Here is a 13,994-nt window from a genome sequence, read left to right as displayed (position 1 = left end):
CGGGAGATTAGCCCAGAAGTGTGCGTAAATGCGCAGCAACGCTATCCTGCGTTACGGTGGTTTGCTCGCCGGAGCGTAAATCTTTCACGACCACGTTGCGGTCGGCAATTTCAGATTCACCCAGAACCAGTGCGACGCGAGCGCCCCACTTATCGGCACGAGCAAACTGCTTTTTAAAGTTACCGCCACCGTGGTTAGTCATCAGTTTAACGCCCGGGACCGCATCACGGATCTGCTCCGCCAGACGCATTGCTGCGCTCTGCGTATCCGTTCCGGAAGCCACCAGGTATATATCGACAACAGAATCGGCTTTAAATTCCGGATTAACTGCCTGAACTAACAAAACAAGTCGCTCAAGACCCATCGCGAAACCGACGGCCGGAGTCGCGCGACCACCCAGCTGTTCTACCAGACCATCGTAACGGCCACCGGCGCAGACGGTTCCCTGGGAACCGAGGCTGTTAGTGACCCATTCGAAAACGGTACGATTATAGTAATCAAGACCACGAACCAGACGTTGATTGACGGTATACGCAATACCGGCGTCGTCGAGCAGTTTACACAGCCCGGCAAAGTGTTCTTTGGAATCGGCATCCAGGTAATCACTCAGCGCTGGCGCATCGTTCAACAGCGCCTGCACTTCCGGGTTTTTAGAGTCCAGCACGCGCAGTGGGTTGGTGTACATGCGACGTTTGCAGTCTTCGTCGAGCTTTTCCTGATGCTGTTCCAGGTAGGCGACCAGCGCATCGCGATAGTTGGCGCGGGCTTCGAGTGAACCGATAGAGTTCAGTTCGAGGCTGACGTCGTTCGCAATACCCAGCGCGCGCCACCAGCGGGCGGTCAGCATGATGAGCTCGGCGTCGATATCCGGGCCCTGCAGACCAAAGACTTCGCAACCCAGCTGATGGAATTGACGATAGCGCCCTTTCTGCGGACGTTCATGGCGGAACATCGGCCCGATATACCACAAGCGCTGTTCCTGATTGTACAGCAGACCATGCTCGATGCCGGCGCGTACACAGCCCGCCGTACCTTCCGGACGCAGGGTCAGGCTGTCGCCGTTGCGGTCCTCAAAGGTATACATCTCTTTTTCAACCACGTCGGTCACTTCACCAATTGCGCGTTTGAATAACGGGGTCTGCTCTACAATCGGCAAACGGATTTCACTGTAACCGTAGCTGCCGAGCACCTGCTTCAGTGTGCCTTCAATGCGCTGCCAGATGGCGGTTTCGCCAGGCAGATAATCGTTCATGCCGCGAATGGCTTGAATGTTTTTTGCCACGTTTTTTCTCTTTCTATATACAAAAATGAACCCACTGCGCTCACGCGCCCGCGGGTTCAATCATACACGGGAAGCCAGCGGCTTCCCATCTCGTTATTTACTTTCAAGCTGTTGCACGTTGATGCGCTGCGTCTCGTCCAGCTGGTTTGCCTTAGCACGAATACGCGCTTCAAGCTGCGCAATCATGTCTTCGTTATCCAGTCGGTCTTTACGCACGCCGTCTTCATACAGGCCGCTTTTCTTGTTGCCGCCGGTTACGCCGAGAGTCGATACCAGCGCTTCACCTGGGCCATTCACCACGCAACCGATGATGGAAACGTCCATCGGGGTGATGATGTCTTCCAGACGCTGCTCCAGCGCATTGACGGTCCCAATGACGTCAAACTCCTGACGCGAGCAGGTCGGGCAGGCGATAAAGTTGATGCCGCGGGAACGGATGCGCAGGGACTTCAGGATATCGAATCCGACTTTGATCTCTTCAACCGGATCCGCCGCCAGCGAAATACGCAGCGTGTCGCCGATCCCTTCAGAGAGCAGCAGGCCAAGACCGATCGCCGACTTGACCGATCCGGCACGTGCGCCACCGGCTTCGGTGATCCCGAGGTGCAACGGTTGATCGATTTGCTTCGCCAGCAGGCGGTACGACTCAACGGCCAGGAACACGTCAGAGGCTTTCACGCTCACTTTGAACTGGTCGAAGTTGAGACGATCGAGGTGATCCACGTGACGCATCGCCGATTCCAGCAGCGCCTGCGGGGTCGGTTCACCGTATTTTTCCTGCAGATCTTTTTCGAGCGATCCGGCATTCACGCCGATACGGATAGGAATGTTTTTATCGCGCGCGCAGTCAACAACCTGGCGGATACGATCTTCGCTACCGATGTTGCCCGGGTTAATACGCAGGCAATCCACGCCGTACTCCGCGACTTTGAGAGCAATACGGTAATCGAAGTGGATATCGGCGACCAGCGGGACGTTAACCTGCTGTTTGATGAGCTTGAACGCCTCGGCGGCGTCCATTGTCGGCACGGAAACGCGGACAATATCTGCACCAACGCGTTCCAGCGCTTTAATCTGATTGACCGTCGCAGCAACGTCCGTGGTGCGGGTATTGGTCATTGACTGTACGGCGATGGGAGCCCCATCGCCAATCGGCACGTTCCCAACGTAAATGCGTGTCGACTTTCTACGTTGAATTGGAGCCTGGTTATGCATGAAAAATCTCCCGCATTACGCGTCTTACTAATTACTGTGCCGGTGCGGTTTCGGCGTTCAACGTAAAGCGCGCAACCTGGTTAGTTTTAATAAAGCGGCTGAGATCGACCGGTTTCCCCTGGTACTGGATCTGCACCGCTGCCGGAGCACCAATTTTAAACTTGTAAGGCGCCTTTCCGGCTAAGTTAAGCGTGCCGTCTTTACGCTGCAGCCCGCTGAACAGTTTTTTGCCTGTTGCATCGCTCACTTCGAGCCAGCAGTCAGCGGTAAAGTTCATCACCAGCGCGTTAGGATCGGCCGCAGCGGTAGTCGCTGCAACACCGGCCTGGTCAGTCGGCAATGCCGCAGTTGCCGGTGCCTGAGTCTCTACGTTTGCCTGTGAAGGCGCTACAACCGCATTGTTGTTGGCCTGAGTAACCGGAGCCTGCGCGGCGGGTGCCGTCGGAGCCTGGGTCTGCGGAGCCGGAGCTTCAACCGGCGTTGCCGGTGCGGTTGAGGCCGCTGCGGTATCCGGGGCCTGAGCGCCACCGCTGGTATCCAGCGGGACGTTCTGAGAGCTGCTGCTGTCGTTGGCGTTCAGTTCTGCGGAAGACTGATCGGCCATCGTGGTGATTTCTTCCTGCTGCGCTTTGTGGTTCTGCCACCACCATGCGCCCGTCAGGCCGATAACCACGAACAACACCAGCCAGGTGAAGCTCATCAGCCAGCCGTCGCGTTTCTTACGACGCTTGCCAAGGGAGAAGGTCTGCATCGGTGCCACTTTCGCGGCTCTGACCGGTGCCTGCTTCTCCATCATCGGTAACAGTTCTTCTTCCGGGATATGCACCAGACGGGCATAGGAGCGGATGTAACCACGCAGGAACGTTGAAGCCAGATCGGCAGGAGCCTTATCGTCTTCAATATCGCGAACCGTGGAAACCTTCAGGCACAAGCGTTCAGCGACCGCTTGCTGGCTGAGTCCGAGTTGTTCACGGGCGTTGCGCAGACGTGTACCCGTGGTTTGTGCTGCTTGTTGGTCGTGGTTGGCTTCAGTATTCATTCGCTACAACTGCTGGTACGTGAAATTAAAGAGTCTGATGCCGGATGCCCAGCACCGCGAATAAGCTTATCTATAAGTATGACGAGTATAAGTTATTGAACCGCTACATACTGCCTTAATAGAGACGGAAACGCACCGTAATTATTAACGTTGCAGATGCATTTTGCCTAATCCATCACCAGTTGAACCGCGCGCCTCATCTGAAACGCGCGGTTCAGCCTATCAGACGGCTTTTACCGTAATAGGTTCACCCTGCATACGTTTACGCATGGTACGTTTGGTACGGTCGATAACGTCGCCCGCCAGCTGCCCGCAGGCCGCGTCGATATCATCACCACGGGTTTTACGCACGATGGTGGTAAAGCCATATTCCATCAGCACTTTAGAGAAGCGATCGATACGGCTATTGGAGCTGCGACCATACGGTGCCCCCGGGAACGGGTTCCACGGAATCAGATTTATCTTACACGGCGTGTCTTTCAGCAGCTCAGCCAGCTGATGCGCGTGCTCGGTACCGTCGTTCACGTGGTCGAGCATCACATACTCGATGGTCACGCGACCCTGGTTCGCGTTGGATTTCTCCAGATAACGGCGCACGGCGGCGAGGAACGTTTCAATATTGTACTTTTTGTTAATAGGTACAATTTCGTCACGAATTTCGTCGTTCGGAGCGTGCAAAGAGATAGCTAACGCCACATCAATCATATCGCCGAGCTTATCCAGCGCCGGAACCACACCTGAGGTGGAAAGCGTGACACGACGTTTAGACAGACCAAAACCGAAATCATCAAGCATGATTTCCATGGCCGGGACGACGTTGGTCAGGTTGAGCAGCGGTTCGCCCATCCCCATCATTACCACGTTGGTGATAGGACGGGTGCCGGTGACTTTGGCCGCACCAATGATTTTGGCCGCGCGCCACACCTGGCCGATAATTTCCGACACCCGCAGGTTACGGTTAAAGCCCTGCTGCGCCGTAGAGCAGAACTTGCACTCTAATGCACAACCTACCTGTGAAGAGACGCACAGCGTAGCGCGGTCTTCTTCCGGAATGTAGACCGTTTCAACGCGCTGATCGCCGACGGCAATCGCCCATTTGATGGTGCCATCGGAGGAGCGCTGCTCTTCAACAACTTCCGGAGCACGAATTTCCGCCACTTCTTTCAGTTTGCCGCGCAGGACTTTGTTGATATCAGTCATCTCATCAAAGTCATCGCTGCAATAGTGGTACATCCACTTCATGACCTGATCGGCACGAAATGGCTTCTCGCCCATATCTTTAAAGAATTCACGCATCTGCTGGCGGTTCAGATCCAACAGGTTGATTTTTCCATTTTTATTAGGAACCGCAGGCGTGACGACTTCAGTGGTGTTAACTAATTCAGACATAATATTTTCCGGCCTCGTTGTTACACGTTATGGCCCGTGGAGGGTTAAAAAGAAACGCCCCGCAAATTGGGGGCGTTGCATTGTACAAATTATGGCGCATGAATGCCACGTCTGCGCGCGGCAATCAGTAAATCAATTAGCGCGTGCGCGGGCAGACTTCGCCTTCGCCAAAGAAGTAGGCGATTTCGCGGGCGGCAGATTCAACGGAGTCAGAACCGTGGGTGCCGTTTTCAGTGAAGCTGTCAGCGTAGTCAGCGCGCAGAGTACCCGCCAGCGCGTTCGCCGGGTTGGTTGCGCCCAGCAGATCACGGTGACGCTGTACCGCGTTTTCGCTTTCCAGCACGGAGACAACGATCGGGCCGGAAGTCATGAATTCAACCAGACCGTCGAAGAACGGCTTGCCGTCGTGCTCGGCGTAGAAGCCACGAGCCTGTTCAACGCTCAGGTGCAGCATTTTGGTACCGACAATTTTGAAACCCGCCGCTTCAAAGCGAGTAAAGATATTGCCAATCACGTTTTTTGCCACCGCGTTTGGTTTGATGATAGAGAAAGTACGTTCGATAGCCATGATTACCTCAAGTGTTGTTCTATGATGTTGCGCTTTACGCGGTAAAAATCTGGCGCGAATTATAAAGAGCAAAAATGCGCTTGCCTATGGATGAAGGTAACATTTTTTTAAAATAAGCTGATTTTTAGCAACACAATATTGCCGTCAGCGGGTCCCGAAATCACTGCAAGGTAAACACCGCGGTGATCGTTTGTCCAGCCTCATCCATCACCAGAAGCTGATACTCACCTGATTTATCAAGTTGTAGCGTGGCGCTGGCACCGCTTGCTTCCTGCGGCTCACCGTTGATGAACCACCAGCGCCGCCCCTCTCCACCAGTAGTTTGCAGCGCAAGCGACGCCCTGCTCTCCCCCGGTAAACGTTTTATCACCGCTCCATTTTGCACCCCGGAAAGCACCAGCGGGACGATGTTCTGCTCTCTGAGCGGAGGGCAGCTTTTCGATGCCGGCGGCAGGCGCGCCGCGCGTTTTTCACTGGCTGGCAGCCAGGGCTCCAGCGGTAGCGGCCAAACCTCCAGCGTTTTCTCTACCGCCCCGGGACAATCGGCCGCCACGCGTTTTCCTTCGTCGTTCAGCCAGACAGGGAAGCGGATCCCGCGCATCCCTTCTTGCCCCGGCAGCAGCAGCGTTGGCGGCTGGCTGCTGTCGACAAGCCAGGTCGCCAGTCGGCGACGACAGTTGCTGTCACCCGCGGGCAACGTTTGCCCTCCCGGCCAGCACACCGTGGCTGCACTGACTGAATCAGGACGCGGGTCAACCGTCAGTCCACCTCGCCCCGCCGTCGCTCTGGAGAGCAGCAGGTTACTCACCTGATTTAACAGCGGGATAGCACTGACGTAGCCAAACTGGCCCACCACCGGCGTACCGTCTGGTCGCCCGGTCCAGATACCTATCACATAGCGGGCGTTAATCCCGATAGCCCAGGCATCGCGGTAGCCGTAGCTGGTGCCGGTCTTCCACGCCAGCGGAACCACCGCCGGGAGCGCGGTATCCGGCAGCGGGCTATCTTCCCCGGCCAGGATGCGCCGAATCACCCACGCAGAGCCCGGAGACAACAGCGGGCGCTCAAGCAACGGATCGCCCGGCAGCAGACGCAGGCGTCCGGCTTTACCATGACGCGCAAAGGCGCTGTAAGCCGCCACAATATCGGCAAGCCTCGCTCCGGCACCGCCGAGGATCAGCGATAAATTCGGTTCCGCCCCCGCCGGTAAAATGAGCGGCAGGCCGGCGTTACGTAACCGCCCGGCGAACTGCTTCGGCCCATAGGCTTCAAGCACCTGCACGGCGGGCAGGTTCAGCGAACGTACCAGCGCTTCACTCATGCTGACCGGGCCATGAAAGCCGCTGTCAAAATTTCCGGGGCGATAATCACTGAAGCGTCGGGGTACGTCCTGCAATAGCGAAGCCGGGTGAATCAGCCCTTCATCCATCGCCATGCCGTAGATAAACGGCTTCAGCACCGATCCCGGTGAGCGGACAGCCGACACCATATCAATATGGCCAAAACGGCTGTCGTCGCTGATATCCGCCGATCCAATCCAGGCGCGAACCTTCATATCGGTGTGATCGACCACCACCATCGCCAGCGAACTGCGCGGCGGCAGACGAGATTTCCAGTTCAACGCCATCTCTTCAAGCTGACGCTGCAGGCTGGCATCGAGAGTGGTAACCACTTTCCCGGCCTGGCTTTGATTCAGCACCTTGCGTGAAAACAGCGGTGCCAGCTGCGGCATCTGCCGCGGGAACAGCCACACCGGCTCCTCGCGCGCTTCGTTAACCACCTTTTGTGACCAGACGCCCTGGGTCAGCATCCTTGCCAGCACTTTGTCGCGCGCCGCCTGGGCGCGTGCTGGCCAGCGGTCCGGGCGTAAACGGCTCGGTGCCTGCGGCAGTACCGCCAGCAGCGCCGCTTCCGAGTAGCTCATCTGCGACGGCGGTTTACCGAGATAGGACCAGCTCGCCGCGCCAATCCCCTGCAGCGTGCCGCCGAACGGGGCGCGGTTGAGGTATAAAGTGAGGATCTCGCGCTTGGACAGATGCCATTCCAGCTGCATGGCCCGCCACAGCTGGCGGATTTTGCCGCCAAAGGTTCGGGGGTGGGGATCGAGAAGGCGCGCCACCTGCATGGTCAGCGTGCTCCCGCCGGAAACCACACGCCCGGAAGTCAGATCCTGCCAGGCCGCCCGAGCGATCGACAGCGGATTCACACCGGGATGATCCCAGAACCAGCGATCCTCATACTGGATCAACGCATCAAGATAACGGGGAGAAACCTCGTCCAGCGTCACCGGGTAGCGCCAGATCCCTTCGGCATCGGCGAAACGCCACAGCGGTGTACCGTCTTCGGCAACCACCACCCGTGCAGGAGCCACCTCTTTCAACGGCAGCGGCCAGATACGATCGGCGAGCCAGATAGCCAGCCAGAGGGCAATAAAAAGACCCGCCAGCCAAAGCCAGCGGGTTTTTCGGATACGCAGCAATGACATATTACGGTGCGACGATGAGCGGCCCTTGCGCCGCGCCGTTCGCCCGCCACTGCGGTACATACATCGATTCGACCTGCGGGACCGGCACCTGGTACGCGCCCGGGGTCACCGCACGCGCGAGATACACCAGCGTAACTGGCTGATACTCGTTCACCGCTACCGCCGCCACAAAGCGGTCATCACGGAACTCCATATGCTGAATGTCCGCCTGCTGCATCTGGTTCACCAGGTTTTGCACTTCGCTGGCGTTGTCCTGCAGGCTGGCCGCGCTGTTGGCCAGGTTCTGGTTTTCCAGCTCGAGCCCGGCCGGTAGCAAATCAACCACCAGCGCATCCGGTACATTACGGTTGGCTTTGATCTGCAGATGCACCAGCACCAGGTCACCACTGCGCAGCGAGGAAAGCGACTTCAGCTGCCCGTCGGTGCCGAGGAACTGGCGTTCAATCTGCAGCACGTTACTTGCCACCTGCGGTGCACTGGTCGGGTAGCCGCTGCTGTCGAGGCGCAGCCACAGCGGCTGTGTGCCGGTATTGGTGACGTTGAGTGCCGCCAGCTGATCGCCAGTCAGGTTACGGGTTTGCGCTTTATCTCCCGCCAGCGGTTCGGCCGTAAGCGAGGTCTGCGCCTGCCAGTTGCCCGGCAGATCCTGCAATCCTTTGGCTGCCAGGAACAGCGCGTTCATCTCCTGGGTGGAAAGCCAGCGCTCACCAAATGCCTGCTGTGAAAGGGTATTCAGCAGCGTGTTTTGCGCATCCGGCAGCAGCTTGTTTTCTTCCAGCAGCGACAGCATCTGGGCGTTATCACGAAGCGGGCTGCCGTAGTCCGCCATCCAGCCTTTTTTATCATTACGCGGCGTAGTGAGCGCCAGCTTCAACGCGGCTTCACTGCGTGGCGCATCCCCCATCATTTTCAGCGCCAGACCAAGCTGCATCAGCGGCAAACCTGCACGCGCCTGGGCATGACGATCCCAGATTTCACGCAGTGCGCCGAGGGGCGCTTTTTGCTGACGCGCCAGCACCAGCCCCGCATAGGCCTGCACCGCAAAACGGCTGGCCTGAGAATCGGTACTGTAGCGAATGGTCATCAGCCCCGGCTCCTGCAGATAGCGCAGCAGACGATTATTACCCTTCGTGAGCGCTTCTGCCGGAACGCTGTAGCCCTGCTCACCGGCACGCACGAGGAAATCCATCACGTAGGCGGTAAGCCAGTACTCTTCCGGCCCTTCGCGATCCCAGAGCGCGAAACCACCGTCATCACGCTGCATTTGCAGCAGACGAGAAATACCAATATCCACCGCGGCGCGGCGTTTGTCATCGCTGTCACCGACGATGCCTAAGCTTTTCAGCTGCTGGGCGTTGGTGTAGAGCGAAGGGAACAGGCCGCTGGCGGTTTGCTCCAGGCAGCCGTAGGGATATGCCTTCAATTCACGGATATAGCGCGCCAGGTTCAGCGGCGGTTTACCGCTCAGCAGCAGTTGCCCTTCAAGCGTTACCGGAGAGAAGCCCTGAATATGCGTCTGCGGTGTGCTCCAGCTTTCGCCTGGCTGCAACGCCACGCCGGAGTTAACGGTCTGCGCCGGGAACGCCGGGCGTACGCCGAGCTTCCACTGCTTATTGAGCGCAGGCAGCGTTTCGCCCGGCAGAGTCATGCCGCTGACCACGGCGCTTACTTCTCCGTCACCAAACCCTTCCCCGGCACGTACCGGAATAAACAGCGAGGTTCGCGCGCCCGGAGCCAGTTTCACCGGCTGTGGCTGTCCACCTTCAAGCGCCAGCAGCCCCGCAGCTGTCAGTTGAACGTTAAGCGTTTGCGGTGCATCAGTGAGGTTGGTGATATCCAGCACCAGACGCGTGGTGTCACCACCGGCGATAAAGCGCGGCATGTTCATTTCGGCAATCACCGGCGCTGCAACGACCACTTTACTTTCGCTGCTGCCAAAGTCGTCGGCGTTCCACGCCTGCGCCATCACCCGCAGCTCACCGTTGAAATCACCGATTGGCAGCGTGACGGTCCCTTCTCCTTTGTCGTCGAGCATCACCGGCTGCGCCTGTTGGGCAACGATAGTCACATGATTAACCGGCGGTTTACCGCCGCGTTTTAGCTCATCGCCATCACCACCAAAACGCAGGCTGGCAAGACGCCCCTGGCCTTCGATGACCTGACCGTAAATATCATAGATATCCGCGCCATAGCGCTTCTGGCCGAAGAATGCATTCCACGGATCGGGAGTGACGTAGTCGGTGATATTCAGCACCCCGCTGTCGACCGCCGACAGCAGCACGTTGACCTGCTTCGGCAGTTCGCCTGATTTGCTGGTTGCTTTCACCTTCACGGTCAGCGGCTGGTTGGGGCGCATTTTCGCCGGGCTGTCGAGATGGATATCGAGACGACGGTTTTCGTCGCCAAGCGGCAGGTGCAGCAGGCCGACGGCACGTTTTGGCGTGGCGGATTTTGATTTATCCCCAGGGCGCACAACCAGCGTACTGAGGTAGAGATCGTGGCGGTTCCACGCCTTATCAACCGGGATGGACAAGTCCATACCTTCCGCCGGGACGTCGATCTCCTGCCACCACAGCGGCCCTTGGCTGGATTCCACCATCGCATAGCCTTTACCTGCCGCCGGAGCCGCAATATGCAATTTGATGGTGTCGCCCGGTTTGTAGGCTGGTTTATCGAGCTTCATGGTCACCTGGTCAGGACGCGCCGCGCCGGTGCCATCGCTGTTATCCTGCCAGCTGTAACCCGCCCAGAAGCGGACGCTGCTGACGGTATCGTCAGGCGCTTTCACTTCCAGGCGATAAGAGCCCCACTCTACCGGGAAGCTCACTTTCCCGGTTTCATCGGCTTTCAGATCCAGCGCCTGCTCCGCTTCTACCAGATCTTTCTGGTCGAAGCGGGACTGCCAGCCATCGTTTTCTGACCAGTTCCAGTAGTAGTCGCGGCGTTCGCGGACGAGGCGTACTTTCAGGCCAGAGACCGCCTGTTTTTGCCCCTGCGCGTTGGCGTAGACAATGTCGAATGCTGCATCGCTGTTTTCATCCACAATCGGCTGATTGACGGTGGTATCTGTCCGGTAGTCATAGACCGGTTTGGCGGCGAACTCAGGGCGGATCCCCGGCAATACCGGTGCAGGCCAGATTGCCTGTTCGGCACGACGAGTAACCGGACGACCGCCGGATTCCAGCAGGCTTGCCTGCAAAATCACCTGCAGAGGGGAATGGCTCTCCTGCCACTGACTTGCGGTATTCACCGTCCCATGGCCTTTGTCGTCCAGCGCCAGCTGTACTTCATCGAGGGTGCGGGAGAGATTCTCTTCGGCAATATCACCAAACTGATAGCCCGGCAGCGCTGCCACCGCGTCACGCAACGGGCGCAGGAACAACTTGCCCTGCAGAGTGTTGCCATTCGCGGGCGCACCGTACAGGTAGTAACCCGTCACCTCAAAGTTCACCTCATCGGCAGGGGCCAGCGGCTGCTTCTGCGTCGTCAGGTTGAGCGCCATTCGCTCCGGCATGAAATCTTCAACATGGAAATCCCATTCACGCTGCTGATTGTCGCCGGTGTTGGCGCGAATATGCCACATGCCGGTCGCCGCTCCGCTGTCGAGCGGATAAGTAAACTGATACAACCCGTTGACCGGCTTGCTCACCACCGAGCGAATCACCTGGCCATCCGGTTTCACCACTTCCAGTTTCACCGGCTGTTCAGTCAGTGGCTTACCGTCGCTGTCGCGCAGCAGGCCGTTCAGGATAACCGTTTCGCCAGGACGATAGAGGTCGCGCGGGCCAAACATGAAGAACTGCTTGCTGTAGCCCGGCGCACCTGCAATCGAGAATTCAGAGAGATCGAGTGCCGGAAGCTTCAGATCCAGAAGCGTGGTCTGCCCGTCTTTGCGCGCCAGCAGCAGCGCGGCTTCTTTATCAGTCTGTAGCTGGGCATGGCCCTGGGCATCGCTGGTGGCCTGAGCCAGCGGCTGACCGCTGGCATTGAGAAGCTGTACGTCAATACCGGACTGCGCCGCGCCGTTTTCCAGGCTCTGGGTAAAGACATCAATCCGGTTGTGATAACGGTGAGCAGAAACGCCGATATCGCTCAGAGTGAACAGCGTCGCCGCGTTACTGTAGCTGTATTTTCCGGCCTGATTCATCACCGCGATATAGACCCCGGCCTCCTGCAGCGGTTTGATATCGCGCAGCGGCAGCAGCAGTTTTTCACGGGTGTTTCGCTGCGGGTTCAGGTCAAAACGACCGGTGTAGACCAGGGTGGCCATTTTCAACAGCTCATCAGATTCCCAGTTACTCATCGCATTGCGGTATTCCCACTGGCTGACGAAGGCCGCAAGCGATTCCGGTTTAATGCGGAAGAAATTGACGTCGACATTATCAACATTAAGCGCCATAACCGGCAGCCCTTCCACCACCTTGCCCGGCAGCAGCGAGCCACGGCTGGCAAAACCGACGCTTGGCTGAATATCACGGGTATCGATAGTTTTTTCGATACCCTGACCGAGCGTGGCTTTATTGAGAGCCTGCAGTTCGGGGTCAACGGTGAGCACCAGATTACGCTTTGGCTCAAGGTGGCGCAGGCGCAGCTCTTTCAGATTCGGCGCCAGCTCCCAGGCACCATCGACCTTGCCGCTTTTCTTATCCACCAGATGGACGGTACGCGAGAAATCCTGATCCGGCTGCAGCGGAATAGAGAAGGTCAGCACCAGGGTTGCGGCACCGTCGAGCTGCACTTCGGAAGCATCAAGCAGGGTCAACGCCTTACCTTCGCTCTGCGTCGCCAGTTTAGCCAGCGTCGCGCCGTCAGGTTTGGCGGAGGTTTTGGCATCAGTTGCAGCGGCCGGGGCGGTGGACGCCGATGTGTCGGGTTTATCGCACCCGGTGAGCGAAAATGCGGCAATCAGCGCCAGCGAGAGCGCTGCCAAACGTAACGGTTTCATCCTTTAACCTCTGGCCAGTGGGTCGTTTGTTTTCGTCAACTCAGTATTATGCGCTTAACGCACTTTTACCAGTAGCTGACAATTTCCTAATTTTTCTCGGGTTATTCCTCAGGTTTATGTAACCTGGCTAACAATTCACGGGAAGTGCGCTTGTCGCCTCCGGTAAAAACGCCGACAATCTGGGGAGTGATATTTGCGGGAGGCAACCATGAGTACGTCATTCTTTGTCGCAGCCGACTGGCTCGCCGAGCATATTAACGACCCCGATGTGCAGATCCTCGACGCCCGAATGGCGCCGGCCGGGCAGGAGCACCTGCGCGACATGGCCGCCGAATATCGGGCCGGCCATCTTCCTGGCGCGGTGTATTTCGATATTGAAGCCCTTTCTGACCACAATAGTCCGTTGCCGCACATGATGCCGCGCCCGGAGGCGTTTGCCGTGGCGATGCGCGAGCTGGGTGTTAGCAGTGATAAACATCTGGTGGTGTATGACGAAGGCAATCTCTTTTCTGCGCCCCGCGCCTGGTGGATGCTGCGCACGTTTGGCGTAGAGCGCGTTTCCATTCTCGCAGGTGGTCTCGCCGGATGGACGCGCGACGACCTGCTGCTTCAGCAAGGTAATGTCGTGCCACCGGAAGGTGAATTTGACGCCACAATGACCGAAGGTGCCGTCAAACGCCTGACCGACGTCCTGCTCGCCAGCCACGAAGGCTCCGCGCAAATTGTCGATGCGCGCCCGGCTCCTCGCTTCAATGCACAGGCCGATGAACCGCGTCCTGGCCTGCGTCGCGGCCATATTCCCGGCGCCCGCAACGTGCCGTGGGGCGATTTAGTCATCAACGGTGAGCTGAAAACCACCGACGAACTGGAAGCGATTTTTGCAGGCCAGGATATCGATTTAAGTCAGCCGATTATTGCCAGCTGTGGGTCCGGCGTCACCGCCGCGGTCGTGGTACTGGCGCTCGCAACGCTCGACGCCAAAGACGTTACGCTGTATGACGGGGCCTGGAGCGAATGGGGTGCTCGTAGTGATTTACCGGTTGAGCCGGCGAAGTAATCCCCAACAAAAAG

At 57.9% G+C, this 13,994-nt stretch carries 8 protein-coding genes; 1 reads left to right on the top strand and 7 read right to left on the bottom strand.

What is annotated here, in order from left to right; all coding sequences use genetic code 11:
- Positions 1–7: 7 nt before the first annotated feature.
- From hisS to C7387_RS00400, 7 genes are all read right to left on the bottom strand, one after another.
- Positions 8–1,282 (bottom strand): histidine--tRNA ligase, encoded by a 1,275-nt coding sequence (gene hisS / locus C7387_RS00430; RefSeq protein WP_120815823.1) that lies wholly within the window; start codon positions 1,280–1,282, stop codon positions 8–10.
- A 93-nt stretch (positions 1,283–1,375) separates the two neighbouring features.
- Complete coding sequence (gene ispG, locus C7387_RS00425; protein ID WP_006821161.1) at positions 1,376–2,497, bottom strand: flavodoxin-dependent (E)-4-hydroxy-3-methylbut-2-enyl-diphosphate synthase; 1,122 nt, start codon at positions 2,495–2,497, stop codon at positions 1,376–1,378.
- A gap of 31 nt (positions 2,498–2,528) precedes the next feature.
- Positions 2,529–3,536, bottom strand: coding sequence for a cytoskeleton protein RodZ (gene rodZ / locus C7387_RS00420; RefSeq protein WP_120815822.1), 1,008 nt, complete (start codon positions 3,534–3,536; stop codon positions 2,529–2,531).
- Between the two features lie 222 nt (positions 3,537–3,758).
- Positions 3,759–4,925: a dual-specificity RNA methyltransferase RlmN gene (gene rlmN, locus C7387_RS00415; protein ID WP_006821164.1), complete on the bottom strand. Its 1,167-nt coding sequence runs from the start codon at positions 4,923–4,925 to the stop codon at positions 3,759–3,761.
- Positions 4,926–5,061: 136 nt separating this feature from the next.
- Complete coding sequence (ndk, locus tag C7387_RS00410) at positions 5,062–5,493, bottom strand: nucleoside-diphosphate kinase (protein WP_006821165.1); 432 nt, start codon at positions 5,491–5,493, stop codon at positions 5,062–5,064.
- 160 nt (positions 5,494–5,653) lie between these two features.
- Complete coding sequence (pbpC, locus tag C7387_RS00405) at positions 5,654–7,978, bottom strand: peptidoglycan glycosyltransferase PbpC (protein ID WP_120815821.1); 2,325 nt, start codon at positions 7,976–7,978, stop codon at positions 5,654–5,656.
- A gap of 1 nt (position 7,979) precedes the next feature.
- Positions 7,980–12,923: an alpha-2-macroglobulin family protein gene (locus tag C7387_RS00400; protein ID WP_120815820.1), complete on the bottom strand. Its 4,944-nt coding sequence runs from the start codon at positions 12,921–12,923 to the stop codon at positions 7,980–7,982.
- A gap of 208 nt (positions 12,924–13,131) precedes the next feature.
- Here C7387_RS00400 and sseA point away from each other — a divergent pair, with 208 nt between their 5' ends.
- Complete coding sequence (sseA, locus tag C7387_RS00395) at positions 13,132–13,980, top strand: 3-mercaptopyruvate sulfurtransferase (RefSeq protein WP_006821168.1); 849 nt, start codon at positions 13,132–13,134, stop codon at positions 13,978–13,980.
- Positions 13,981–13,994: the final 14 nt, after the last annotated feature.

The organism is Yokenella regensburgei (assembly GCF_003634235.1).
Classification (GTDB): domain Bacteria; phylum Pseudomonadota; class Gammaproteobacteria; order Enterobacterales; family Enterobacteriaceae; genus Yokenella; species Yokenella regensburgei.
This window is presented reverse-complemented; position numbering and strand designations above follow the sequence as displayed.

What these genes read in the sequence shown, in the direction of transcription:
- pbpC (WP_120815821.1), bottom strand. Translation starts at nt 7,978, where the DNA reads ATGTCATTGCTGCGTATCCGAAAAACCCGCTGGCTTTGGCTGGCGGGT.
- ispG (WP_006821161.1), bottom strand. Translation starts at nt 2,497, where the DNA reads ATGCATAACCAGGCTCCAATTCAACGTAGAAAGTCGACACGCATTTAC.
- rodZ (WP_120815822.1), bottom strand. Translation starts at nt 3,536, where the DNA reads ATGAATACTGAAGCCAACCACGACCAACAAGCAGCACAAACCACGGGT.
- ndk (WP_006821165.1), bottom strand. Translation starts at nt 5,493, where the DNA reads ATGGCTATCGAACGTACTTTCTCTATCATCAAACCAAACGCGGTGGCA.
- sseA (WP_006821168.1), top strand. Translation starts at nt 13,132, where the DNA reads ATGAGTACGTCATTCTTTGTCGCAGCCGACTGGCTCGCCGAGCATATT.
- C7387_RS00400 (WP_120815820.1), bottom strand. Translation starts at nt 12,923, where the DNA reads ATGAAACCGTTACGTTTGGCAGCGCTCTCGCTGGCGCTGATTGCCGCA.
- rlmN (WP_006821164.1), bottom strand. Translation starts at nt 4,925, where the DNA reads ATGTCTGAATTAGTTAACACCACTGAAGTCGTCACGCCTGCGGTTCCT.